Consider the following 24,749-nt stretch of genomic DNA (forward strand, 5'->3'; position numbering starts at 1 on the left):
GGCGCGGCAGCGGTTCGGCAGCGCGGCACGGCAGCGCGGCACGGCAGCGCGGCACGGCAGCGCGGCACGGCAGCGCGGCCGCGGTTCGGTCGAACGGAGGCCGCAGGTTGGACAGCAGCGACTTAGATAGCGGAGATCACCCGGGCGACAGCGCCCAGCGAGCCGGGCACCAGGCTGTAGTACGACCAGGTTCCACGTTTGGCGCGGCTGAGAAACCCCGCCTCCACGAGCACCTTGAGGTGGTGCGAGATGGTTGGCTGGCTCAGGGTGAGCTGGTCGGTCAGGTCGCAGACGCAGGCTTCCTGGTTGGCATGGGCTGAGACGATCGAGATGATGCGCAGCCGGGCCGGATCGGCGAGGGCTTTGAGCGAATGGGCGAGGGCGTCGGCGTGCTCAGGGGAGGTGGCCGCGCGCGTCGGCGGAGTGGAGCAGGCATCCGCTCGCGAAATGTCGGTCAGGGGCAGGATCTGGGTAAACGTCACGTGAATACACTCTCCTTAGATTGACATTGGTCGATGTACTGCTCTAGCGTAAGGATCGACAACGATCAATGTTAGCGCGAATCGCTGTCATCAATACTTGGAGATTCGTGAGCAACACAGCACTAGCACCCACCCGGCTCGGCGCAATGGACCGGCTGCTGCCGGTCTGGATCCTCGCCGCCATGGGCCTCGGCCTGCTGCTCGCCGTGTTCGTTCCGGCCGTCGGTGACGTGCTCCACGCCTTCACCATCGGGTCGATCAGCGTGCCGATCGCCATCGGACTGCTCATCATGATGTACCCGGTGCTCGCCAAGGTGCGCTACACGGATGCCCGTGCCGTCGCCGCCGACAAACGCCTGCTGGTCTCCTCCCTGCTGCTGAACTGGCTGGTCGGCCCAGCCCTCATGTTCGCCCTGGCCTGGATTTTTCTGCCCGACCTGCCGGAATACCGCACCGGGCTCATCATCGTCGGCCTCGCCCGCTGCATCGCCATGGTGCTGATCTGGAACGACCTTGCCTGCGGTGACCGCGAAGCCGCAGCCTTCCTCGTCGCCGTGAACTCGGTCTTCCAGGTCGTCGCATTCGGCGCCCTCGGCTGGTTCTACCTGCAAATACTGCCGGGCTGGCTCGGTCTGCCGACCACGAGCGCCGAGTTCTCGATCTGGGCCATCACCGCGAGCGTTCTGGTGTTCCTAGGCATACCGCTCCTGGCCGGTTATCTGTCCCGTCGCATTGGCGAGGCTCGGCGTGGCCGCGACTGGTACGAGGCCAAGTTCCTGCCCCGGGTCGGCCCGTTCGCCCTCTGGGGCCTGTTGTTCACGATCGTGATGCTCTTCGCCCTGCAGGGCCAGCAGGTCATCGATCATCCGGGTGATGTGGCGCGCATCGCCCTGCCGATGCTGGTCTACTTCGCCGTGATGTTCTTGGTCGGGTTTTTCACCGGTCGCCTGCTGCGCATGACGTACGAGCGCACCACGACCCTCGCCTTCACGGCCGCCGGTAACAACTTCGAGCTCGCCATCGCCGTTGCGATCGGAACCTTCGGCGCCCTCAGCGGCCAGGCCCTCGCCGGCATCGTCGGTCCGCTCATCGAGGTCCCCGCCCTCGTCGCCCTCGTCTACGTCGCGCTCTGGCTCAAGCCCCGCCTGTTTCCCGAGCGGATGCCCGCGGCCGACGCGCCGACGACGCCCGCGGCATCCTCTCTCGTTTAGACCACACTCAAGGAAGAAGCGTTCTATGAAACCCTCCGTACTATTCGTCTGCGTGCACAACGCCGGCCGCTCGCAGATGGCCGCCGGTTATCTGACCGCGCTGGCGCAGGGACGAGTCGACGTGTTTTCGGCTGGCTCCGAACCGAAGGATCAGATCAACCCGGTAGCGATCGCCGCGATGGCCGAAGAGGGCATCGATATCGCCGGTAACGTGCCGAAGATTCTCACGACCGAAGCCGTCAGGCAGTCCGACGTGGTCATCACCATGGGCTGCGGCGACGCCTGCCCGATCTTTCCCGGCAAGCGCTACGAGGACTGGCTGCTGGACGACCCGGCCGGCCAGGGCATCGAGAGCGTGCGCCCCATTCGCGATGAGATCAAGGCGCGCGTCGAGGCGCTCCTCGCCGAGATTCTGCCGGTCAAGGCCTAACCATGCTTCCCGGCCTCAGCTATCCCGAAGAGTCCCTCAAGCGACTCGCCGGTGACCTGGCCGAGCGCTTTCACGGCGTTTTCGCCACCGAAACCGTCGAACGGTACGTGCTCGAGTCCTACACCGGGCTGCTGCGCACCTCGAGCGTGAAGGCACACCTCACCACCCGCACGGCGCGGTTTTCGCGTGAGCGCCTCACCGCACTCGCCCAGGCCAAGGGCGCCATCGAGCGTGCGGTGCCCGAGGTACTGTTCGTCTGCGAGCAGAATGCCGGCCGGTCGCAAATGGCTGCGGTGTTCACCAACGTGCTGTCCGGTGGGGCCGTGCACGTGCGCTCGGCGGGATCGATGCCGTCGTCGGAGCTGGACCCCACGATGGTCGCGGTCATGACCGAGCTCGGCCTGTCGCTCGACGAGTCGTTCCCGAAGCCCCTCACCGACGACGTCGTGCAGGCGGCCGACGTCGTGATCACCATGGGCTGCGGCGACGCCTGCCCGATCTATCCGGGCAAACGCTACGTGGACTGGGAACTCGTCGACCCGGCGGGCCAGCCGATCGACGAGGTGCGGCGCATCCGCGACCAGGTCAAGGCCAATGTCATCGAGATGCTTGCCGGCCTCGGAGTGTCCCCCGCGGTCTGAGTCCCGCCTGTTCCAGCCCCGGGGAGCACGGGTCACTTCTGGGGACGGGGCCCGGGCCCCGTCCCCGGGCCCAGGTTATAAACTGGGCCCGGGGCTACAAGGTGGGCCCAGCGAGCGGATACCCCGCACCCCGCTCTCTACGCGAGCGTCAGGAACAACTTCTCGAGCTCGGCTACCGTGAGCGAGTTCTCGTCGTCGGGGTTCGCGATGCAGTCACGCATCGCAGTCGACACGATGACGAAACCCGCTTTGTCGAGCGCACTGGACACGGCAGCGAGCTGGGTGACGACGTCGCGGCAATTGCCACCGCCCTCGACCGCGGCAATGACGGCGGTCAGCTGCCCCTGCGCCCGGCGCAGCCGGTTCAGGATCTTTTTCTGCTCGGTAGCCCGGGCATCGTGTGCGATCGTCACCTCAGGCTCCCTGCTCGGTCGGAAGCCCGGCCTGCTGCCAGGCCTTCGTGCCCCCGGCAATGTTCACAGCGTCATGACCGTGGGCCGCGAGGTACTCGGCCACCTGCACGCTGCGACCGCCGACGGCGCAGATGACGTGCACCGGAACATCCGCTGGAATCTCACCTATGCGCTCGACGATCTCACCCATCGGAATGTGCATCACGCCGGGTACGTGGGCGGCTTCGTACTCGCCCGGTTCGCGCACGTCGATGACGACTGGCGCGTCGAGCACCGAGAGTTCGGTGACGGTGATCTCTTTCATACGGGGACCCTTTCAACAGTGGGGGAAACAACAAGATTAGACGTTCCGGCAAGCCAGGTGCGGTAGCCGCCGTCGAGGTTCTGCACGTCGAATCCGTGCTGGGTGAGAATGCGCGCGGCGGTGTGGCCGCGCTGGCCGACCTGACAGTGCACGATCAGCGGCGCCCGTGGCAGCTCGACGAGTCGCTCGCGCAGGTCGTCGAGCGAGAGGTTGATCGCGCCCGGAATGCTGCCCGTGGCAAATTCGCCGGCGGAGCGAACGTCAACGAGCACGGCGCCCGCCGCGCGCGCCGCCGCCAGCTCATGCCACTGGAGGTTCACGCTCGTGCCCCGCGCAAGGTTGTCGGCGACATAGCCGAGCTGGTTGATCGGGTCTTTCGCCGACGCATACTGCGGCGCGTAGGCGAGTTCCAGTCGGGTCAAAGCGGATGCGCTCAGCCCGGCCGCCATCGCGACCGCAATCACGTCGATGCGCTTGTCCACCCCCGCGCCGCCCACGATCTGCGCTCCCAGAATTGCATCGGACTCGGTGTCGATCAGAAGTTTGATCGACATGCCCTCAGCCCCGGGGTAGTAGCCGGCGTGGTTGGCCGGATGGGTGTGCACGATACGGTGGGCGCGTCCCGCCTCGACCAGGCGCTTCTCACTCCAGCCGACCAGGGCTACGGTGAGGCCGAAAATCCCGAGGATTCCGGCGCCGACGGCCGGGGCGGCCTGCTCGGCGGCGCCGGCGATGCTGTCGGCGACGGAACGGCCGTGGCGGTTCGCGAGTCCGGCCATGGTGACGAGCGTGCCGGAGCCGTTGACGGCATCCGCTTTCTCGACACCGTCGCCGACGGCGAAGATGTGCGGGTCACTGGTGGCCTGGGTGCCGTCGACCCAGACACCGCCGCTCTGGCCGATTCTAAGGCCCGCCTGCTCGGCGAGGGTCACGTCGGGGCGCACGCCGCTCGCGTCGATCACGAGGTCGGCGGGCACGGTCGTGCCGTCGCTCAGGGCGACAGTGCCTGGCGCGGCGGAACCGACCACGGTCGTGTTCAGTCGCACGTCGACGCCTCGTTCACGCAGGCGATCACGCACGGGCGCGGCCATTTCGGGGTCGAGCGGGGTGAAGATCTGCGGCCCGCGCTGCACGAGGGTCACGTGCACGCCACGGTGCACGAGGTTTTCAACGGCTTCAAGACCAATGAAGCCGCCGCCGACCACCACAGCCCATGCCCCGCTCGTTTCGGCGAGCACCGCGGTGATGTGGTCGACGTCGTCGACGGTGCGGAGGGTGTGGGTGGGGATGGCCGTGTCGACAATCGCGGCCGAGCGGGCCGAGGCACCGGCGGCGAGCACGAGCCGGTCGTAGCGCTCGACGCTTTGTTCACCGGTGACCAGGTTGCGCACAGAGACGGTCTGCGCCGTTCGGTCGATCTGCACGACCTCGGTATCGATACGCACGTCGAGCGCGAAGCGGGCCTCGAGGGATTCCGGGGTCTGCAACAGCAGTTCATCGCGATTACGGATGACTCCCCCCACGAAATACGGCAGGCCACAGTTCGCGAACGATACGTAGTGTCCACGCTCGAATACGATGATTTCGGCGCTCTCGTCGAGCCGGCGCAACCTGGTAGCCGCCGACATTCCGCCCGCAACTCCGCCTACAATGATGATTTTCACGTGTGCCTCCAGTGCAAATATACCCCATAGGGTATCCACGCACAAGGTGGCGGAGTAGCGACTCGCGCGGTATCCGCTCGCGCCGGGCCCACCTTATGAACGTGGGCCCGGTCTATAAACTGGGCCCACGTTCCGGGCCCGGGCCCCGTCCCAAAAGAACCCACACACTTTCGCGCACGGTTCAGGCGGTCGGCAGCACCCGAAACCCGCGCAGGCGCAGGCTGTTCGTCACCACGAAGACCGACGACAGGGCCATCGCAGCGCCGGCGATCAGGGGGTTGAGCAAACCGGCCATCGCCAGCGGAATCGCCGCAACGTTATAGGCGAAGGCCCAGAACAGGTTGGCTTTGATCGTCGCGAGGGTACGCCGAGACAAGCGGATGGCGTCGGCTGCGGCCAGCAGATCGCTGCGCATGAGGGTGAGGTCGCTCGCCTCAATGGCAACGTCGGTGCCAGACCCCATCGCAATGCCAAGGTCCGCTGTAGCCAGTGCGACGGCATCGTTCACCCCATCCCCCACCATGGCGACCACGTGCCCCTTCGCCTGCAACTCACGGATTACCCGCGCCTTGTCGGCGGGCAGCACCCCGGCGGTCACGTCGGTGATGCCAACCTCAGCCGCAACACTCTGCGCGACCGCGAGATTGTCACCGGTCACGAGCAGGGGCGTCAGCCCGAGAGTGCGAAAGCGTGCCACGGCAGCGGCGCTCGTGGGCTTCACAGTGTCGGAGACGGTGAGCACGCCGCGCACCCGTCCCTCCCAGGCCACCAGAACGGCCGTCTTGCCGTCCCCCTCGGCCGTACCCATCACGACCTGCATCTCGATCGGCACGTTCAACCCCCACCGGTCTAGCAGCCACACCGAACGCCCGACCAGAATCTGCCGGCCGTCAACCGTGGCCTGCACCCCGAGCCCTTGTTCCGACGCGAACGCCGACGAAGCTGGCAATGGGCCGAGCCGCGACAGCGCGCCCGCCGTGATAGCCCGCGCAATCGGGTGCTCCGACCCGCTTTCCGCAGCCCCCGCCAGTCGCAGCAACTCGTCTTCAGAACCACATTCGTAGGCGTTCACGGTCGCCAGCGTCATGCGGCCGGTGGTGATCGTTCCGGTCTTGTCGAGAACGATCGTGTCGACACGGCGCGTGGACTCGAGTACCTGCGGCCCCTTGATCAGAATGCCCAGCTGCGCGCCGCGCCCGGTGCCCACCAGCAGAGCGGTCGGCGTGGCGAGCCCGAGCGCGCATGGACAGGCGATGATGAGCGTCGCCACGGCCGCGGTGAATGCCATCGCCGGCCCGGCGCCGACCAGCAGCCAGCCGGCCAGCGTGGCCAGGGCGAGCCCGATCACGATCGGCACGAAGATGCCGGAAACCCGGTCGGCCAGGCGCTGCACCTCGGCCTTGCCGGTTTGCGCCTGCTCGACCAGTCGGCCGATCTGGGCCAGCTCGGTATTGGCGCCCACCTGCGTCGCCCGCACCACGAGCCTTCCGCCGGAGTTCAGCGTGGCACCCACAACACTGTCGCCGGGCCCCACCTCGAGGGGCACCGATTCGCCGGTGAGCAGGCTCGCATCGATAGCGCTCGAGCCATCGACGATCACCCCGTCGGTCGCGATCTTCTCGCCCGGCCGCACGACAAACTGGTCACCCACCACGAGCAGGGCGGTACTGATGCGGCTCTCGACGCCGTCCCGCAGCAGGGTGGTCTCCTTCGCGCCGAGCTCCAGCAATGCCCGCAGGGCCGCGCCGGAGTTGCGCTTGGCTCGTGCCTCCGCGTAGCGACCGGCCAGAATAAACACGGTGACAGCGGATGCCACCTCGAGATAGATCTCGTCGGCGCCACTACCCGGGGTGGCCGAGAACGTGAAGCTCATGGTCATTCCCGCCATCCCGGCCATGCCGAAAAACAGGGCGTAGAGCGACCAACCGAGGGCGGCCACCACGCCGACGCTGACCAGGGTGTCCATGGTTGCGGCGCCGTGGCGGGCGTTCACCCAGGCGGCGCGGTGGAACGGCCAGGCACCCCAGATGGCGACGGGAGCCGCCAGGGTCAGGGCCAGCCACTGCCAGTTCGTGAATTGCAGCGCGGGAATCATCGACAGGATGATTACCGGCAGGGTCAGTGCGGCTGAAATCAGCAGGCGCTGGCGCAGGGACGCTACCTCGAGGGAGGCGGCGTCTTTTTCAATGACAACGGCCGGCAACGCGGCCGTGTAACCGGTGGCTTCAATGGTCTTGATGGCATCGTCGACGCTCGTACCAGCGGGCACGAAAACGCTCACTTTCTCCGTGGCGTAGTTCACTGTGGCGGCGACTCCGGGCATGCGGTTGAGTTTCTTCTCAATGCGGGTAGCGCACGAGGTGCAGGTCATGCCCCCAACGAGCAGGTCAACCTGTTGGCCAGCGGCCATCAGGCAGCGGCTACCAGCTGGTAGCCCGCCTCCTCAACGGCCGCGGCGACCAGGGTTCGGTCGAGTTCCGACGTGCTCGTCACGGTGACCTTTGAAGTGCCGCCCTTGACGAGTTCTACGGTGACGTTTTCGGCGCCCGCAACAAGCCCGATCTCCTCGGTCACGCTCGCGACGCAGTGGCCGCAGGTCATTCCGTCAACGCCGTACGCGGTCGTGATGCTCATGGTGATTCCTTACTGTCTTGTACCTCGAATGGGTATTCATTCGAGCATACCCCTTGGGGGTACCGTTGCTCAAACTATACCCCGAGGGGGTACAATTGAGGCTGGGGTTCACGAGCAACGCAGAGGATAGGGCCATGAGCGATTCCGAGACCCACGACGGTCCGCACGGCTACATCTCGAACAAAGATGCTTACCTCAAGCGCCTGCGCCGCATCGAGGGCCAGGCTCGCGGCTTGCAGGGCATGGTTACCGACGACAAATACTGCATCGACATTCTCACCCAGATTTCCGCCATGACGAGCGCCCTCGAATCAGTCGCTCTGGCCCTGCTCGATGATCACCTCACCCACTGCGTGTTGCACGCGGCCATGGCCGGTGGTGCCGAAGCGGAGGCCAAGCTGCAGGAGGCCTCGGCGGCCATCGCGCGGTTGGTGCGTTCTTAGAGGACCGGACCTTTGGCCCTAGTCGCCGGGCCGAGCGGCGCGCGACACTGATTATACGCATGGAGCCAGCGTGCTCATTCGGGAAGGACCATTATGAACCTGCCGCACAGCGCGCCCCAGACAACGGCCGGGGCAACACCCGCCGTTCCCATCCGCGTTTTCATCCTCGACGACCACGAGCTGGTGCGTCGCGGCCTGCGTGAACTGCTCGAGGGCGAGGGTTTCGACGTCGTCGCCGACACCGGCCTGGCGGCGGAAGCCACCGTCCTGATCCCGCAGCTGCGCCCCGACGTGGCCATTCTCGACGCCCGCCTGCCCGACGGCACCGGGATCGAGGTCTGTCGCGACGTGCGCTCGGTCGATCCGGCATTGCAGTGTCTCATTCTCACGAGCTACGACGACGAGCAGGCCTTGCGCGGTGCGGTGCTGGCAGGCGCGGCCGGCTACGTACTGAAAGAGATTCGCAGCACCGACCTGCTCGGCAAGATCCGCCGCGCTGCCGACGGTGAATCCCTGTTCGATCCCGCGGTCAAGGCGGGCATCATCGCCGGACTGGCCGATCCACAAGACGTCCGCCTGGCGTCGCTCACCGCGCAGGAGCGCAAGGTGCTCGACCTGATCGGCGAGGGCTTGACCAACCGTGAGATCGGTCAAACCATGTTTCTGGCCGAAAAGACCGTCAAGAACTACGTGTCTTCGATGCTGGCGAAACTGGATTTTCAGCGCCGAACCCAGGCTGCCGTGTACGTTGCGAAACGTGGAGACGAACACCAACGGTAACTTCCGGAACCGGTGCCGACCAACGCAGCCGCGTTCCCTCGCCCACAACGCTGCGCACAGAGAACTTTCCGCCGAGCAGCGTCGCGCGCTCCTTGAGGTTGTCCAGGCCGCTGCGGCGGGTGAGCTTACTGAAACCACAGCCGTTATCGGCTATGACCAGCTTGAAACGATCGCCCTGAGCGTCAACCGAAATGTCGATCGTGCTCGCTTGGGAATGCCGCGCCGCGTTGCTGAGCCCCTCCGAGATCACGGCCAGCAGGCTGCTGCTGAGGTCATCGGACACCGACGCATCGATCGGCCCCGATAAGCGGATGCGCGGCGCGAACGGCAGGCTCGCCGCTCCCTCTTTGATCACAGCCAGAATGCGATTGCTCAGCGTGTCGGTGTCCTGCGCCATTCCGCGCAGCGAATAGATCGTGTCGCGCAGCTCCCGAATGGTGTCATCGAGCTCCGTCGTAACCGCGTTGATGCGGTCCAGCGCGATCGGATCATTGGTGAACCGCCGCAGACTCTGCATGCTCAGGCCGGCGGCGAAAAGCCGCTGGATGACCAGGTCGTGCAGGTCGCGGGCGATACGATCACGGTCACCCAGCACGGCCTGCTCTTCACGCATGCGATGCACCGAGGCCAGTTCGAGGGCGAGCGACAGCTGGGTGCCAAAGACCGCACTCATCTCGACATCGGTAAGACTGTATGCAGCGGATGCCGGTGCCCGCGACAGCAGAATCACGCCCTGCCCTTCCCCGGCTGGCCCCAGGGCGGCAATGAGCGTTGACCCCAGGTGCGACCACGCGGTAACCGAGCCGGGCGCGGCATCCGCATTCTGCAGGGGCGGCGTGAGAAGCGTGACAGACCGGCCGGTGGCCTGCAGTTCACGCAGCACGCCGGCCTGTAGCAGCACGGTCGTACCGACCAGCGCTGACGCGGCAGCACCGGTTTGCGCCGTGCCGGCTGCGGCTGCGCAGTACAGGCTGTCGTCGGTAGGAAACCCGATCACGGCCAGGTCGGCGCCGGATGCCGCGAGTGCCCGCTGAACGACAAGGTCGAGGCCGTTGTCTTCGCCGTCAACGGGTCGCAGCAGGTCGCGGCCCATCGCAGCGACCGCCTCGAGCCAGCGTGAGCGGGCGCGGGACTCATCGTAGAGACGCGCGTTCTCGATCGTGACACCGGCGGCCGCGGCGAGCGCGACGGCCAGGGTCTGGTCTTCGTCGGTGAAGTCGCCACCGCCCTCCTTCTCGGTGAGATACAGGTTGCCGAAGACGGTGTCGCGCACCCGCACCGGAACGCCGAGGAACGATTTCATCGGCGGATGATGGGCGGGAAAACCGAAGGAATCCGGGTGGTCGTGCAGGTCATGCAGACGGAGGGGGTGCGGTTCCCGAATGAGCAGCCCGAGCACGCCGTGCCCGACCGGAAGCGCCCCGATCTGCCGAACGGTCTCCTCGTCGAAGCCCACGGTGATGAAGTGACTCAGGGCTTGACCCGTGCCGATTACGCCCAGGGCACCGTACCGCGCCTGCACGAGCTCGCAGGCCGCGATGGTGACGCGTTCCAGCACGGCCTCCAGGCTGAGGTCTTCGGCCACCGAAACGACGGCGTCGAGCAGACCGCGCATGCGGTCCTGGGTGAGGGCGAGTTCGGCGGCGGTCGGATCCGTCATAGTCGCCCCCGCCCTTGTGCCGCCTGGTGGTCTAACTGTGGCACGACTTCAGGGCGGTGAAGCTATTTATGGGTGGTTCTGGTGACAATTGTCGGGCAGGTGATGTGCAGCAGCACCTCGTGGCTGACCGACCCCATCAGCAAGCGCTGCAGCGAGCCCCGGCCCCGGCTGCCCACGACGAGCAACTGGGCCGTGCGGGCGGCCGCAACGAGCGCCCTGGCTGGCGATTCGTCGGTCTCGAGAACCTGGTGCACCACCAAGTCGGGGTACTGAGTTGTCAGACCCGCCACGGACTCGGCGAGCACCACACGTTCCTCTTCCATGCGCTCGGTCACAGCGTCGGCGGGGATGCTGCGCAGCACGCGGCGATTCGGCAGGTGCACCGCGTAGAGGGCATAGAGTTCCTGACCGGTACGATCGGCCTCGGCGGCGGCGAACGCCACGGCGGCGATCGAATCCGCGGAGCCGTCGACGCCGACGTAGACGCCGGAGCGTTCGGTTTCGGGCAGCGAGGGGATGACGGCGACCGGACAGGTGGACAGTGCCGCGATCTGCAGGCTCACACTGCCAAACAATTCGCCTTCGACCCGGCCCTTTTGATCGGTTCCGACGACGACGAGGCCGGCGTCTTTCGACAACTCGCTGAGAACGCGCGGCGCACTGCCCGTGCGCAGCTCGGTCTGGGTGGTGACCGCGGGCGCGAGGACCTCGGCGCGGGCAGCGGCCTCGGCGAGCAGTTTCTTCTCGGCGTCGAGAATGCTGTCGTAGTAGCCGTAACCGTCGGCCAGCCAGGTTTCGTACACGGTGTGCATGAGCATCACCGGACTTTTAACGTTGGCGGCTCGGGCCATAGCCCACGCGAGGGCGGTCTCGCCGGCAGCCGAATCATCGATGCCGACCACAATCATCCGGTTCATTGCTCTACCTCGTTCTTGATCGCAGGTCGCAGCAGTGGAGTCTCCCGCCACGAAGGAGGAGCTGATGCCCCATCGCCTCGCCTTTATTCTGTCAGCCGCCCGCGCCAACACGTAGGGCCGGAAGTCCCGATTGGGTGCCCATTCTGCGGCCGCGCCCGGGCGGGACTTTCGGCCCTAGTCGCCGGTGACCGTTCAGTCGTACCGTGACTCCAAGGGGTTTTTTGCCCGCCCATATTCTTTAGAATCGAGGAGAAACTCGTGAAGGCACTCGTTTATGGTGGCCCCGGCCAAAAAAGCTGGACCGACGTTCCCGACCCGACGCTGCACAGCCCGACCGATGCCATCGTGCGCGTGGACACGACCACGATCTGCGGCACCGATCTGCACATTCTCAAGGGTGACGTTCCCGCTGTCACCGTCGGGCGCATCCTCGGCCATGAGGGCGTCGGCACCATCACCGAGGTCGGTTCAGCAGTCAGTAACCTGAAAGTCGGTGACCGCGTCATCATCTCGTGCATCAAGAGCTGCGGACACTGCAGTAATTGCAGCAACGGCCTCTACTCCCACTGCCTCGGCGACGAGGGCGCGTCGGGCATCGGCTGGGTCTTCGGCCACCTGATCGACGGTACCCAGGCCGAGTTCGTGCGCGTGCCCTACGCCGACAACTCCCTGCACAAGCTACCGGAGGGCGTCAGCGACGACCAGGGCGTCATGCTCAGCGACATTCTGCCGACCGGTTTTGAAATCGGCGTGCAGTACGGCCGGGTCAAGCCCGGCGATGTCGTCGCCGTCATCGGCGCCGGCCCGGTCGGCCTGGCCGCCATTGCCACCGCCGGCCTCTACGGCGCAGCGAGCATCATCGCGATCGACCTGGACGAGAACCGTCTCGAGCGCGCCCGCGACTTCGGCGCGACCGATACCGTCGTCTCCGGCGCCGCTGATTGGAAAGACCAGGTGCTCGCACTGACCGACGGCGCCGGCGTCGACGTCGCGATCGAGGCCGTCGGCATTCCGGCGACCTTCACCATGGCCACCGAGATCGTGCGCCCGGGCGGCAACATCGCCAACGTCGGCGTGCACGGCCAACCGGTCGACCTCCACCTCGAAACCCTCTGGATTCAAAACATCAACATCAGCATGGGGCTGGTCAACGCCAACACCACCAAAATGTTGCTCAGGCTCGTCGCGAGCAAGAAGCTGCCGGCTGAGAAACTCGCCACGCACCACTTCAACTTCGACCAGTTTCTCGAGGCCTACGACACCTTCAGCCGCGCCGCCGAAACCAAGGCACTCAAGGTCGTCATCTCCCGCTGACCAGGTATTCCCGGAGGTTTTCCTGGGAGGCTTTCCTGCGCACTCTGCTCGTCTGCGAATCGATGTCCGGCGTCCCCCGCTTCGAGGCGGGGGCCGATCGTGTGAGTTTTCCAGTGACCAGGAGTATCGCTCTGGCGCCGGGCGAGGTTCGCCGCGTGAATCACCACCAGACGTGACTTAAGGCCCTACTCGCGGGCACCGGTGATAGCTAAGGTGAAGAATGCTCGTTGGTGACGTTCACACGACATTCCCGCTCGTGGCCCGCCACCGTAGAAGGGATTGAGCTCATGACGCACACGCACACGCTCACACGGAACCAGACGGTGGTCGCGTGGGATGGCTCGGACCCCGCTCGGGCGGCCCTGGATTGGTCACTCGCCCGCTGCAACGATGGCGAGCTCACCCTGGTGCGCATCCTCGACCGAACGGTATCGTCGGCGGATTACTTCGCCGAGGAGTCCACCACCGTGCGCGCCCGCGAAGTACTCAAGGACGCTGCCGACCGGGTGAGCGCAAAATACCCGGATCTCACCGTGCACGCCGATCTACGTTCCGGGGACCCGGTCACCGAACTGCGCGCGTTGAGCGAAACCGACACCATCGTTGTGGTGGGAACGCACCGTCGTCGCGGGTCGACCCTGCGTTACGAGTGGTCGATGGGGGCCCGACTGGCCGGTTCGGCTCGGGGACCGATCGCGATTATTCCGGAGGGCGACAGCACACACCATGCCGGCGTCGTGGTCGGTGTCGACGGATCGGCGGCCTCGAACGCCGCCGTGGGCTTTGCCGCGAAGGAGGCCGACCGCACCGGCCAGGAACTGCACGCGATCCACGCGTGGCAGGAGCCGCTGGTCTGGCGCGACACGACCGAACCCGACGCTCGGTTTCTGCAGACGCTGGAGAAGTCCCATCGGCGCATTCTCGACGAAGCACTGGTCACCGTCGCTCGCCGTTATCCGGCGCTCTCGATTCGGCCCTCACTCGTGCGCGGCGCCCCGCAATCGGCGCTGCTCGACGCTTCCCGTGGAGCCGCGCTGCTCGTCGTGGGCGACCACGGGCAGAAGGGCATCTCGAAACTACTGCTCGGCTCGGTGAGCCACTCGATTGTGCTGAACATCCAGTCGCCCATGGTGGTCATTCCCGCTCCGCGCATCTGATTGGGAGGCGCCGCGCGCAGGTCGGGTGGTGGAGACCGGCGAAGCCGCCGGGCGAGCTCGCGGCACTCGTTGAAGACGGTGGCACCCCTAGCAACAAGTGCCCACTTCTCGGCGGAGTGCCGAGACGAACGAACGTTCACATCTCGCAGGCCTGCTGCGAACCGGCCGAGGCCGGTTAGGGTTTTGGTATGAGCACTTTCGCGCTGCCCCGTCGTCACCTGCGCATTCTGGCGACCGGGATGGCCCTTATCGGGCTTGCGGCGACGCTCATCGCTTTGCCGCCGGAGCCGGTCGCCGCCGCACCGCTGTCGGCCGCCACGGCTGACCCGGCTGACCCGACGGACCCGGTAACCACCGACCCCGCTGTGTTCGACCCCGGCCTCATCATCAGCGACTTCAACTTCTTCAATCCGGACGCCCTCACCCAGAGCGGCATCCAGGATTTTCTCGAACAGCGTTCCTGCCGGCCGAGCGACAGCGTGCCCTGCCTCTGGGAGTTTCGCGAAACGACGACCAGCCAGCCGGCCCAGGGTGATGGGCACTGCCAGCCCTACATCGGCGCCGAGAACGAAACGGCCGCCCGGATCATCGCGAAGATCGCGGCGGCCTGCACGGTCAGCCCCAAGGTCTTGCTGGTGTTGCTGCAGAAGGAACAATCCCTGCTGACCCGACCGAGCGCATCCGGTTATCTGCGCGCCACGGGCTACGGCTGCCCGGATACCGCGGACTGTGACGCCCAATATTTCGGTTTCTTCAACCAGGTCTACAACGCGGCCTGGCAGTTTCGGCAGTACACCCAGGAGCCCGATCGGGCGTTCAAAATCGGCAGTGTAGACGTGGGCTTCAACCCCAACGCCGAATGCGGGGCCTCCACCGTCGGCGTCAAGAACCAGGCCACCGCCAACCTGTATAACTACACGCCCTATCAGCCCAACGCGGTTGCCGTCGCGAATGCCGGCGACGACGGCGACGGATGCTCGACCTACGGCAACCTCAATTTCTGGCTGTTCTATAACGACTGGTTCGGGGATTCGACCCTCGAACCGTTCTCGGTGATGTTCGACGACTGCCTCAACTTCGTCGGCGGCCAGGACTGTGCGCCCGTGTCGCTCCTGCCGGACGTCAAGGCTGCCGGCTAGCTCACGCTGTACACCCACGGTACCTGGCCGACTTCCAGGCGGTGACGACCGCCGGCCTGCTCGGCGAGCGCGTCATCGGCGTAGGCGACATCCCCCGCCCAGAACAGCGCCGACCCCCGCTCGCTCGTACCGAGCCGGGTTTCGTAGTGTGCCACGGCGCGCCTTTGGGCACGCGCCATGATCTCGGCCACCGACCCGTCACCTTGCAGCCCGTGCAGGGTGACCCAGGTCGGCGCCACGAGGGTCATAAGAGCGGATGCGTGCCGCTCCAGCGCCTCGGCCGGCCGCAGCCAGGTGTAATCGATGACCTCATCCTCGGCGAGCACGATGGTTCCGGGCGGCGCGGTCGTGAGGTAGAACCAGGTGCGTAGTCGCTTTGGGGCGCTGCGCGGAGGCACCCACACCGCCGTCGCGATCAGCGCCTCGGGCACGACCTTGAGCCCGGTCTCTTCCCGCACCTCACGCACGGCAGCCCGACGGGCGGCGAGCTGTTCGACGGCCTCCGCTTTCGCAGCCGGGCCAAGCCCGTCGGGCAGGCCCACCGAGCTGCGGTCGACCGTCTTCTCCCCCGCACTGGTGGGGCCAGCCGGCGCGGCCTCATCCGCTGCCCGCCGGTCGCCCGGGTCGACGCCGCCGCCGGGAAACACCCACGCACCGGCGAAAGACCCTCGATGACGGGGGCGTTCGAGCAGCAGCACCTCGGGTCCGGTGGCACTGTCACGCAGCAAGACCACCGTGGCAGCGACTCCAATATGTGCTGGCACTGGGTCGGTGTCTCGCGTCATCGCTGGTCCTTCGGGTGTCGAGTCGGGCAGGCTTTCCCCACCCTAACGCCGGGCCTTCACTGCTACCCGGCGAGTAGGCTGCAAACACGCCGAAGAGTATCGCCGGTGCCACGAGGGTATTGTCGCTGTTTCGGCGCAAGGAGTAGTGAGGCATCATGAAAGCAGCGCGTTTTCACGGCCCAGCAGACATCCGCATCGAGGACATTCCCGCCCCCGAACTTCGACCAGGAGCCGTCACCATCGACGTGGCCTGGTGCGGAATCTGCGGAACAGACCTGCACGAATACCTCGACGGGCCGATCTTCATTCCGGCCGAGGGGCACCCCCACCCGCTCTCCCACGAAGAGGAGCCGGTCACGCTCGGCCACGAATTCTCCGGCACCATTAGCGCGCTTGGCGAGGGAGTGACCGACCTCGCGGTCGGAGACCACGTCGTGGTCGAACCCTACTTCGTCTGCAATGAATGCGCTCCCTGCCTGGCCGGCAACTACCACCTGTGCACGAAGATGGGTTTCATCGGGCTGGCCGGCGGCGGCGGAGGACTCAGCGAGCAGGTCGTCGTCGACCGCCGCTGGGTACACGCCATCGGCGATATCCCCTTGGATGAAGCGGCGCTGATCGAGCCGCTCTCCGTTGCCCACCACGCCTTCGTGCGTAGTGGCGCCAAAGCCGGCGATGTTGCCCTCATCGGCGGGGCCGGCCCGATCGGCCTGCTCGTCGCCGCCGTCCTCAAGGCCGAGGGCCTGACCGTGATCATGTCCGAACTCAGCGAGGCACGCAAGGAGAAGGCACGAGGCACCGGCGTGGCCGATCACGTGCTCGATCCGAGTAAGGAAGACGTCGTCGCTCGGGTGCGGGAACTCACCGGGGGCAACGGCGCCGACGTCTGCTTCGAATGCACGAGCGTGAACGTTGTACTGGACCAGCTGTTCGACGCTGTTCGCCCCGCCGGCGTCATCGTCAACGTGTCGATCTGGGGTAAGCCGGCCACCATCGACATGCAGAAGCTCGTGCTCAAAGAGATCGACCTGCGTGGAACGATCGCTTACGTGCGCGACCACCCGGCGACCATCAAGCTCGTGCAAGACGGGCGGGTCAAGCTGGCGCCGTTCATCACCGGTCGCATCGCACTCGATGACCTCATCACGCAGGGCTTCGACACCCTGATCAACCACAAGGAGACCGCGGTCAAGATCATCGTTCACCCCTGACCAGTGCCGAGTGGCGGCGCCTCGAGCCTCGGGGCGCCGCCACTGGCGGCAGTAAGCTGCCAGCTATGCCCGACGACATCATGCGCACGAGTCCGCTCACCCGCAGCCTGCTCGCGCCAAATGCCGGTCCGATGACGCTCGACGGCACCAACAGCTACCTGATCAAGGCGCCCGACGCGCACACGATCGTCGTCGTCGACCCGGGGCCGCTGCATGAGGGACACCTCGCAACCCTTGCCGCCGCCGGACGGGTCGAACTCGTGCTGATCACCCACCGGCACGCCGATCACACGGCCGCAAGCGTTCGATTCGCCGAGCTCACCGGGGCCCCGGTGCGGGCCTTCGATCCGGCCTTCTGCGTGAATGGCGACCCGCTGGGCGACGGGGAGCTGATTGCGGCCGCCGGCACCAGCATCCGCATTCTGGCCATGCCGGGGCACACCGACGACTCGGTCTGCCTGCACCTGCCCGGCGACGGCGCCACCGGCTCCGTCCTGACCGGCGACACCATTCTCGGCCGCGGAACGTCGATCATCGACGGCGCCCTCGCCGACTACCTGACCTCGCTCGAGGCCCTGCGCGTGCTCGGGCCGGCCATCGTGCTGCCCGCGCACGGCCCGGTGCTGCCCGACCTCGCGGCCATCTGCTCGGCCTACCTCGCGCATCGCCACGAGCGTCTTGACCAAGTGCGCGCCGCGCTCGACACCCTCGGTTCGGCGGCGACCGTGGCCCAGGTCACCGATCTGGTCTACTCGCAAACGGATGCCGCGGTGCGGTTCGCCGCCGAGGCATCCGTTCGGGCGCAGCTGGCCTACCTGCGCGCCACGCACTGACCGAGCTCGCGACGCTACCTGCCGGGCTTCTTGTTTTCCAGGGCGCGGGCCGCCAGGGCGCGGGCTCTGGCACCGGCACTGTCTGCTGCAGCGCTGAACCGGGCATTTTTAATGCCCGAGCTGGCCGTTCGGGCAACCTTGTTGCTCTGTTTAGGGTTTTGAGCCATGGTGCATTTTCCAATCACGTGAAACCGGGAGGTGACTCCTTAGTGAACCCTATCCGTACCTCACACCCCGTTCCACGCCATAACTCCTGCAATCTGTCTCGACAGATATTCCACTCGCCCGTCATTACGCGGATCTGATCATCACGGGTTAGAAATTGCAGGAGTTATGCGCGCAGCCTCACCGTGCCGTCTTCCGCTCGAGCACCGGCCCGAGCCGACAAGTTGCAGACAAAACAGACCAAGCAGTATGGTTCTTGGGGCGCTGCAATTTGGCGTTCACCCAGTCGTTCTCGCAGTGCGCTAGCGTGTGGGGAGATCGGGGGCGGCGATCGGTTATTGGCGCAGCCCAGACAATGCTCAAAGGGGAACTTCATGCGCCATCGCTCACTGCTCACGGCCATCGCCGCCGCCGCTCTTTTATCGCTGACGCTCGCCGGGTGCAGCGGCGAGAAGGCGGCCGAGAAGCTCGATCCGGCCGAGGGCCCGCTGGCGAAGTACATGTCGGGGATCTATGCGGGTTTCGACGAAGACTCGGCGATCGCTCAGCAGAACGAGCAAGAGGAACTCGTCGCTGCGTGCATGTCTGACGAAGGCTTCGACTACACGCCCGCCGACGCTGCGCAGTACAGCGGCATGATGGGCGACAGCGGCGAGGAGTACGGCACCGAGAAGTGGGTGGCGGAAAACGGATACGGCATGAGCCAGTCCCCGGAGCAGCTGGCCGCGCAGGAAGAGGAGAGCGAGGCGTACGTCGACCCGAACCAGGACTACCTGGCGTCACTCTCCGCGGGCGAACAAACCGCATACAACGAAGCACTCAACGGTCCTCAGCCCTCAGAAGAAGAGATCGCCGACGGTTCCTACGTGGACAGCTACGAAGCTAAGGGCTGCTACGGCGCAGCCTTTCAGAAAATCAACGGCGACCAGCCGTCACCAGAAGATCACGCTGCGGTTTACGACGCGATGAGCACCCTGTACGAAGACCTGCAGAAGTCCCCCGCGATCGTAAAGCTCGATGCTGAGTGGGCGGCCTGCATGGCCGATGCCGGGTATGCGACCTTCGCGAAGAAGGCCGACGCTCAGGAGTCGATCATGAACGAGCAAAACGCGCTCTATGAAGACGAGGCGGGCACCACCCCCGACGAGAAGGTCCTCGCGGATCTGCGCGAGCAGGAACTTGCGCTGGCGATGGCCGACTTCACCTGCGCCGAAGATGTGGACTACACCGAAGCAACAACCAAGGTGCAGTTCGAGCTGGAGGAACAGTTCATCACGGACCACAAGTCCGAGCTCGACGCGCTCATCGCGGACTCCGAGCAAGGCAAGTAGGTGTCGCGCCTGTTCGGGCGACGAGCAGCGACAGAGCCGGATGCGACCGAGGTGATGAACCTCGACGCTGTCGCGCCGCCCACCCGCTCAGGCAGTCAGGGCTGGCGCCGCCTGTTCGCCGGCAATCGGGTGATCTGGGTCATGGCCACTGTCGCCATCGTCGCGCTCGTGGCCGGCCTCGGGCTGGGCCAGTTGATCGTCTCGCCGGGGCAGGCTGCAGCGGATGCCGATGCTCCCGCCGGCGGCCTCATCACGGTCCCCATCGAAAACCGGCAACTGGCCAACGACGTCACCATGCGCGGCGACGCCACCTACGCTGACTCGGTGGAGGTCTCGATCGAAACCGGCGAACTCGCCGGGGCGCCCATCGTCACCGGGCAGGTGCCCGAAGTCGCCGCCATCTTCGACACCGCCTCGATCGCGCTCGAGGTCACCGGCCGTCCGGTGATCGTACTGCCCGGCGACCTGCCGGTCTACCGCACCCTGCGCGTCGGCGTCTCCGGCCCCGACGTGCTGCAGTTCAAACAGGGCTTGAACGCAGCCGGAATCGATGCCGGCGCGCTCGACTCCGACGTGTTCGACGCACAAACGGCGAACGCCGTCACCGCGCTCTACGCCAAGGTCGGCTACCCAGCGCCCACCGGCGGCGGCGTCGCGATCGCGGTGAGCGGCGCCGAAGCCGGAGTCACGAGCGCGCAGGCATCCGTCGACAGCGCCAACGGCGCCCTCACCACGGTGCAGGGCGCCGCGTCGAACGTGGACGTGGTCGAGCAGGGCAACCTCGTGCGGAGCGCAGAGCGGGCACTTGCCCTGGCCAGGACCGAGGGAACCCCCAACGAGATAGCGGATGCCGAGGAGTCCGTCACCCTGGCCGTCGCCCGCCGGGCCCAGGCTCTCGCGCCACGCGACGCGAGCGCTGAACAAGCCGCCGTCACCGCGGCCAAGGCCGAACTGACCCGTGCAAACGAGACCCTGAGCGACGCCCGTGACGGCGCGCTCGCGTACCTGCCGGCCGGCGAAGTGCTCTACCTGCCCGGCCTCCCCCGCCGGGTCGACGAGATCAGCGTCAAACGCGGATCGAGTATCACCGGACCCGTCATGCGGGTTTCCGGCGCGACGCTCGTGATCTCCGGCTCGGCGACCGCCAGCGATGCCGCGCTGCTCGAAGTCGGCGCCCCAGCCACTCTCGCCATGCCCGATGGTGACCAGCCCGCAACGATCACCTCCGTGCTCCCCACCGAACCGGCCAGCGGTGCAGCATCGAGTAGTGCAGCAACGAGCGGCCGCTTCACCGTCTTGTTCGCTCCGGATTCCCTCACTGACGAGCAGATCCAGGCCGTGCAGGGCAGCAACGTGCGCGTGCGCGTGCCGGTCAGTTCAACCGAGGGCGACGTACTCGCCGTTCCGCTCGCCGCGCTGACCGCGGGGCCTGGCGGCGAATCCCGCGTTGAATTCGCTCCCGGCGGCTCCGCCGACACGGTGCTGGTCGAGGTCACGACCGGGCTTGCCGCCGAAGGTTTCGTGGAGATCACCGCCGTCGACGGCTCGCTGGGCGTCGGAGATCTCGTCGTGGTGGGCCGGTGATCGCGGCCCCGGTCGTCGAACTGGTCAACGTCACCCGGTCTTTTCCCGGCCCACCCGAGGTGCAGGCGCTCAAATCGGTCAACCTGCGGGTGGAACGCGGCGACTACCTGTCGATCGTCGGCCCGAGCGGATCGGGCAAGTCAACGATGCTCAACCTGCTCGGCCTGCTCGACCGGCCGAGCGTCGGCGAATACCACCTCGACGGCACCTCGACGAGCCTGCTCGATGAGAAGCAGCGCGCCATCGTGCGCGGCGGCACTATCGGCTTCGTCTTTCAGGCGTTCCACCTGCTGCCGCACCGCACCGTGCTCGACAATGTGCTGCTCGCTACGCTGTATAGCGGCGTGCCGCGCGCCGATCGCGAGCACCGCGCCCGCGCCGCCCTCGACCGCGTGAAACTCAATCACCGCCTCGATTTTCTGCCTGGCACCCTCTCCGGCGGTGAACGCCAGCGCGTCGCCGTGGCGCGCGCCGTCGTCGCTTCGCCCGAACTGTTGCTCGCCGACGAACCGACCGGTAACCTCGATGAGGCCACCGGCGGCGAGGTCATGGATCTGTTCGAAGAGCTGCACGCCGACGGCCTCACCCTTATCGTCATCACCCACGACCAGGCCGTGAGCGAACGGGCCGAACGCCGCGTGCGCATCACCGACGGTCGCCTGAGTGAGCTGTCATGAAGGCCCTCGCCAAGCGGATGCTGCGCCGTTCCCGCGCCGCAGCGGCCCCTGGTACTGAGCTGACGGCATCCGCTGAGCTGACGCCCAGCATCGTTCCGGTCATTCGCCGCGCCGACCGGTTCTCGGTGCAGGACCTGCTGGTCGAGGCGAGTTACGGCGTGGGCGCCCGCCCGAGCCGACTCGTGATGACGACCCTCGGCACGGTGCTCGGCATCGCCTCGCTCGTGGTCACCATTGGGTTCGCGCAGACCGCCGCCGGGCAGATTTCCAACCAGTTCGACGCCGTCTCGGCGACCCAGGTCATGATCGAGCCGGCCTCGACCCGCAATTCGAGCGGCAACGAACAGGCCACCGGGCGGCTGCCGTGGGATGCCCCGGAGCGGGTCAATCGCCTCGCCGGGGTGGAACGCGCGGGCCTCGTGGCCGAGATCGACGTCGAAGGCCGGCTCGTGACATCCGTTCCCGTCAACGACCCCTCGGCCGCGCAAACCCTGAGCCCCTCCGTCATCGCCACCTCCCCGGGCCTGCTTGCCGCAGTGCGCGGGCAGGTCGTCACCGGGCGCTACTTCGACGTCGGCCACGACGAGCGCGCCGACCGGGTCGTCGTGCTCGGCGCTCGAGCCGCCGAAACGCTCGGCATCAACCGGGTTGACTCGCAGCCGTCGATCTTCATCGGCGAGGTTCCATACACGGTCATCGGCATCATTGACGGCGTTGAGCGCCGCGCCAATCTGCTCGACGCCGTCATTGTGCCGCTCGGCACCGCGCGCGCCGACTTCGGACTCACCGCCCCGACCGAGCTGCACGTCACGATCGATGTCGGCGCCGGCACGCTCGTGGCCCGGCAGGCACCGATTGCGCTCGACCCGAACGCACCCGAGAACTTCACGGTGCAGGCGCCCGCCGCCGCTTCGTCGCTGCAAGACAATATCCAGGCCGACATCAACATCGTCTTTCTCACGCTCGGCATTCTCGCCCTGCTCGCCGGCGGTCTCGGCATCGCCAACGTCACCCTGCTCTCGGTGATGGAACGGGTCGGCGAGATCGGCCTGCGCCGGGCGCTCGGCGCGACCAAGCGCGACATCGCACGGCAGTTCATCGTCGAGTCGGCCGTGATCGGTCTGCTCGGCGGCCTGATCGGCTCGGCGCTTGGGGTGCTCGCGGTCGTCGTCGTGTCGCTGCTGCAGGGCTGGACGCCCATACTCGACCCGTTCGTCGCCGTCGGCGCCGCGCTGCTCGGAACCGTCGTCGGACTCGCCGCCGGCGCCTATCCCGCCGTGCGCGCCTCCAACATCGAGCCGATCACGGCCCTGCGCGGTGGCACCTAGAAGCCAGCCACGGCAGCCCGCGTGCCGAAGACCGTACTGGCCTGTGACCCGCGATCTAGAATCAATGGACCATGCCGAAGACCACTCCTCCCGCCTCCGAGCATGCCGACAGGTCGAAGCGGCAAGCCTTCTGGGTGTGCGTCGGAGTTGCTTCGCTGACAATCCTCGACCTGTCCAAGATCAATGTCGGGTTACCGGCCATCGAGCAGTCGCTCGGCGGCGGTACCACCGAACTCCAGCTCATCGTCGCTGGTTACGCACTCGCTTTCGGGCTCGCGCTGGTACCGTCCGGTCGGCTGGGCGACATCCATTCCCGGCGACTCATGTTCATTGTCGGACTCTGCGCTTTCACGGCCGCGAGCATCCTGTGCGCGCTCGCGCCCACGATCGAATTTTTGATAGTGGCGCGTATCGCGCAGGGAATTGCTGCAGGAATTCAGATGCCGCAGGTACTCGGACTAATCCAACAGCTGTACCAGGGCGCGGCACGAGGACGCGCCTTCGGCTTGTTTGGAGCGGTCATCGGAGTTTCGACGGCCTTCGGACCGACCCTCGGTGGCCTTCTGATCGCCGTCGGCGGCCCCGATAACGGCTGGCGCCTGTCGTTTTGGATGAATGTGCCGCTGGGTCTTCTGGCACTCTTCTTCGCGATGCGAGTGCTTCCGAAACGCCAGAGCCATGAGCGAGAACGCACGGGGCTCGACCTCGTCGGCATCCTGTTGCTGGGAATTGCCACTCTCGGCCTCATGCTTCCATTCGTGCTGACGACCGGCGCCCCAACGGATGACCCCCGGCGCTGGTTCTGGCTGATCGTGTTCGGTCTGTCCAGCGCCGCGTTCTTCTGGTGGGAACGGCGCTACCAGCACAAAGGCAAGTCACCCGTTGTAAATTTCGGGCTCTTTCGCACGGCGTCCTATCGCAACGGGATACTGATCACTACGGCGTATTTTGCGGCAATTCCGCCGTACTTTCTGCTGGTCACCCTTTTTTTGCAACAGGGCCTTGGGCTTGAGCCCGTCTTCGCCGGAATGGTGAGCATCTCGTTTGCCCTCACCTCCGCTGTGACGTCGTGGATCGGCGGTCGCCTGGTCTTCCGTTGGGGCCGCCAGCTCGTCGCTCTCGGCCTGGTCACCGTCATGATCGGCTTTGTGCTCGTTCTATTGGCGGGATTATTCGCCTCGGTCGGCCTCGCACCGTGGCTGATCGCCGCAGCCATGACGATGACCGGCGCCGGCGGTGGCCTCGTCATTTCGCCGAACCAGACGCTCACCTTGAGCGAAGTTCCCATCACTCAGGGCGGCGTCGCCGGGTCGATGGCCCAGGTAGGCCAGCGGGTGGGAACGGCCATCGGAGTCGCCGCGATAATCTCGACCTTCTACGCAACGTTGTACGCGGAGGCGAGCCAGCCTGACCGCGTGCAGGTGTTTCGTGACGGCTTCCTCAACGGAATCCTGGTCGCGCTGGCGCTCGTCGCCGTTGCCCTGGTGTTCGCCCTGGTCGACCTGTTCGAACACCGAACGAAGACGTCTGCCCTGCCGATCGCCTGAACGCGACATTTCTTCGTCGATGAACGAAAATCTCCGCCTTGGTTTACGGCGGATCGGGGCACAATCTGCCATGCTGGCCGTGACCCGAGGTACGACAGG

25 protein-coding genes are annotated in these 24,749 nt (G+C 66.3%); 15 read left to right on the forward strand and 10 right to left on the reverse strand.

Annotation, left to right across the window (positions count from 1 at the left end; all coding sequences use genetic code 11):
- Positions 1 to 122 precede the first annotated feature (122 nt).
- Positions 123 to 482, reverse strand: a complete 360-nt coding sequence (locus tag E3T38_RS14255) for a helix-turn-helix transcriptional regulator (RefSeq protein WP_134548805.1) — start codon at positions 480 to 482, stop codon at positions 123 to 125.
- Positions 483 to 628: 146 nt separating this feature from the next.
- Here E3T38_RS14255 and arsB point away from each other — a divergent pair, with 146 nt between their 5' ends.
- The 3 genes from arsB to E3T38_RS14270 are packed head-to-tail and all read left to right on the forward strand — an operon-like array spanning position 629 to position 2,764.
- Complete coding sequence (gene arsB / locus E3T38_RS14260) at positions 629 to 1,693, forward strand: ACR3 family arsenite efflux transporter (RefSeq protein ID WP_134548874.1); 1,065 nt, start codon at positions 629 to 631, stop codon at positions 1,691 to 1,693.
- A gap of 25 nt (positions 1,694 to 1,718) precedes the next feature.
- On the forward strand, positions 1,719 to 2,123 hold the full coding sequence (locus E3T38_RS14265; RefSeq protein ID WP_104127764.1) for an arsenate reductase ArsC: 405 nt from the start codon (positions 1,719 to 1,721) through the stop codon (positions 2,121 to 2,123).
- A 2-nt stretch (positions 2,124 to 2,125) separates the two neighbouring features.
- Positions 2,126 to 2,764, forward strand: coding sequence for an arsenate reductase ArsC (locus E3T38_RS14270; protein WP_104196774.1), 639 nt, complete (start codon positions 2,126 to 2,128; stop codon positions 2,762 to 2,764).
- Between the two features lie 137 nt (positions 2,765 to 2,901).
- Here the strand turns inward: E3T38_RS14270 and E3T38_RS14275 are convergent, their stop codons facing one another.
- From E3T38_RS14275 to E3T38_RS14295, 5 genes are all read right to left on the reverse strand, one after another.
- Entirely contained in the window at positions 2,902 to 3,177 is a 276-nt protein-coding gene (locus E3T38_RS14275) for a metal-sensitive transcriptional regulator (protein ID WP_104200213.1), read from the reverse strand.
- 1 nt (position 3,178) lies between these two features.
- On the reverse strand, positions 3,179 to 3,481 hold the full coding sequence (locus E3T38_RS14280; RefSeq protein ID WP_134548806.1) for a rhodanese-like domain-containing protein: 303 nt from the start codon (positions 3,479 to 3,481) through the stop codon (positions 3,179 to 3,181).
- Complete coding sequence (locus tag E3T38_RS14285; protein ID WP_134548807.1) at positions 3,478 to 5,145, reverse strand: FAD-dependent oxidoreductase; 1,668 nt, start codon at positions 5,143 to 5,145, stop codon at positions 3,478 to 3,480. Before E3T38_RS14285 ends, E3T38_RS14280 begins: the two co-directional genes overlap by 4 nt.
- A gap of 181 nt (positions 5,146 to 5,326) precedes the next feature.
- Positions 5,327 to 7,555 carry a cation-translocating P-type ATPase gene (locus tag E3T38_RS14290; protein ID WP_134548808.1) on the reverse strand — a complete coding sequence of 743 codons (2,229 nt, stop codon included), beginning with the start codon at positions 7,553 to 7,555 and terminating at the stop codon, positions 5,327 to 5,329.
- A complete protein-coding gene (locus E3T38_RS14295) occupies positions 7,555 to 7,779 on the reverse strand; it encodes a heavy-metal-associated domain-containing protein (protein ID WP_134548809.1) in 225 nt (74 codons plus the stop codon). Before E3T38_RS14295 ends, E3T38_RS14290 begins: the two co-directional genes overlap by 1 nt.
- 134 nt (positions 7,780 to 7,913) lie before the next feature.
- Here E3T38_RS14295 and E3T38_RS14300 point away from each other — a divergent pair, with 134 nt between their 5' ends.
- Entirely contained in the window at positions 7,914 to 8,222 is a 309-nt protein-coding gene (locus E3T38_RS14300; RefSeq protein WP_134548810.1) for a metal-sensitive transcriptional regulator, read from the forward strand.
- Positions 8,223 to 8,315: 93 nt separating this feature from the next.
- Positions 8,316 to 9,002 (forward strand): response regulator transcription factor, encoded by a 687-nt coding sequence (locus E3T38_RS14305; RefSeq protein ID WP_134548811.1) that lies wholly within the window; start codon positions 8,316 to 8,318, stop codon positions 9,000 to 9,002.
- Here E3T38_RS14305 and E3T38_RS14310 read toward each other — a convergent pair.
- A complete protein-coding gene (locus E3T38_RS14310) occupies positions 8,902 to 10,662 on the reverse strand; it encodes a GAF domain-containing sensor histidine kinase (RefSeq protein ID WP_134548812.1) in 1,761 nt (586 codons plus the stop codon). The two genes, E3T38_RS14305 and E3T38_RS14310, sit on opposite strands and share 101 nt — an antisense overlap.
- A 62-nt stretch (positions 10,663 to 10,724) precedes the next feature.
- Positions 10,725 to 11,579 carry a universal stress protein gene (locus E3T38_RS14315; protein ID WP_134548813.1) on the reverse strand — a complete coding sequence of 285 codons (855 nt, stop codon included), beginning with the start codon at positions 11,577 to 11,579 and terminating at the stop codon, positions 10,725 to 10,727.
- Between the two features lie 258 nt (positions 11,580 to 11,837).
- On the opposite strand from E3T38_RS14315, the gene E3T38_RS14320 reads away from it, so the two are divergent.
- The 3 genes from E3T38_RS14320 (at position 11,838) to E3T38_RS14330 (ending at position 15,189) form a co-directional block, all read left to right on the forward strand.
- Positions 11,838 to 12,893, forward strand: a complete 1,056-nt coding sequence (locus E3T38_RS14320; protein ID WP_134548814.1) for a zinc-dependent alcohol dehydrogenase family protein — start codon at positions 11,838 to 11,840, stop codon at positions 12,891 to 12,893.
- Positions 12,894 to 13,180: 287 nt separating this feature from the next.
- Entirely contained in the window at positions 13,181 to 14,050 is an 870-nt protein-coding gene (locus tag E3T38_RS14325) for a universal stress protein (protein WP_134548815.1), read from the forward strand.
- Positions 14,051 to 14,238: 188 nt separating this feature from the next.
- A complete protein-coding gene (locus E3T38_RS14330) occupies positions 14,239 to 15,189 on the forward strand; it encodes a hypothetical protein (RefSeq protein ID WP_134548816.1) in 951 nt (316 codons plus the stop codon).
- Here E3T38_RS14330 and E3T38_RS14335 read toward each other — a convergent pair.
- A complete protein-coding gene (locus E3T38_RS14335) occupies positions 15,186 to 15,974 on the reverse strand; it encodes an NUDIX hydrolase (protein ID WP_134548817.1) in 789 nt (262 codons plus the stop codon). The two genes, E3T38_RS14330 and E3T38_RS14335, sit on opposite strands and share 4 nt — an antisense overlap.
- A gap of 155 nt (positions 15,975 to 16,129) precedes the next feature.
- Here E3T38_RS14335 and E3T38_RS14340 point away from each other — a divergent pair, with 155 nt between their 5' ends.
- Positions 16,130 to 17,185 (forward strand): 2,3-butanediol dehydrogenase, encoded by a 1,056-nt coding sequence (locus E3T38_RS14340; RefSeq protein ID WP_134548818.1) that lies wholly within the window; start codon positions 16,130 to 16,132, stop codon positions 17,183 to 17,185.
- Positions 17,186 to 17,250: 65 nt separating this feature from the next.
- Positions 17,251 to 18,018 carry an MBL fold metallo-hydrolase gene (locus E3T38_RS14345; RefSeq protein WP_134548819.1) on the forward strand — a complete coding sequence of 256 codons (768 nt, stop codon included), beginning with the start codon at positions 17,251 to 17,253 and terminating at the stop codon, positions 18,016 to 18,018.
- A 14-nt stretch (positions 18,019 to 18,032) separates the two neighbouring features.
- Here E3T38_RS14345 and E3T38_RS16790 read toward each other — a convergent pair whose 3' ends face one another.
- Positions 18,033 to 18,185: a hypothetical protein gene (locus tag E3T38_RS16790; RefSeq protein ID WP_166805530.1), complete on the reverse strand. Its 153-nt coding sequence runs from the start codon at positions 18,183 to 18,185 to the stop codon at positions 18,033 to 18,035.
- A 336-nt stretch (positions 18,186 to 18,521) separates the two neighbouring features.
- On the opposite strand from E3T38_RS16790, the gene E3T38_RS14350 reads away from it, so the two are divergent.
- The 5 genes from E3T38_RS14350 to E3T38_RS14370 all read left to right on the forward strand — a co-directional run bounded on the left by E3T38_RS14350 (position 18,522) and on the right by E3T38_RS14370 (position 24,650).
- Positions 18,522 to 19,514 carry a hypothetical protein gene (locus tag E3T38_RS14350; RefSeq protein WP_134548820.1) on the forward strand — a complete coding sequence of 331 codons (993 nt, stop codon included), beginning with the start codon at positions 18,522 to 18,524 and terminating at the stop codon, positions 19,512 to 19,514.
- Complete coding sequence (locus tag E3T38_RS14355; protein ID WP_241984494.1) at positions 19,515 to 21,098, forward strand: hypothetical protein; 1,584 nt, start codon at positions 19,515 to 19,517, stop codon at positions 21,096 to 21,098.
- Entirely contained in the window at positions 21,095 to 21,775 is a 681-nt protein-coding gene (locus tag E3T38_RS14360) for an ABC transporter ATP-binding protein (RefSeq protein WP_134548821.1), read from the forward strand. The genes E3T38_RS14355 and E3T38_RS14360 overlap by 4 nt, the downstream gene beginning before the upstream one ends.
- The gene (locus E3T38_RS14365) at positions 21,772 to 23,103 is read left to right on the forward strand and encodes an ABC transporter permease (RefSeq protein ID WP_241984495.1); all 1,332 of its coding nucleotides are present in this window, start codon (positions 21,772 to 21,774) and stop codon (positions 23,101 to 23,103) included. The genes E3T38_RS14360 and E3T38_RS14365 overlap by 4 nt, the downstream gene beginning before the upstream one ends.
- Before the next feature lie 71 nt (positions 23,104 to 23,174).
- Positions 23,175 to 24,650, forward strand: coding sequence for an MFS transporter (locus E3T38_RS14370; protein WP_134548822.1), 1,476 nt, complete (start codon positions 23,175 to 23,177; stop codon positions 24,648 to 24,650).
- Positions 24,651 to 24,749 lie beyond the last annotated feature (99 nt).

The organism is Cryobacterium sp. Hb1, from assembly GCF_004403585.1.
Taxonomy (GTDB): Bacteria; Actinomycetota; Actinomycetes; order Actinomycetales; family Microbacteriaceae; genus Cryobacterium; species Cryobacterium lyxosi.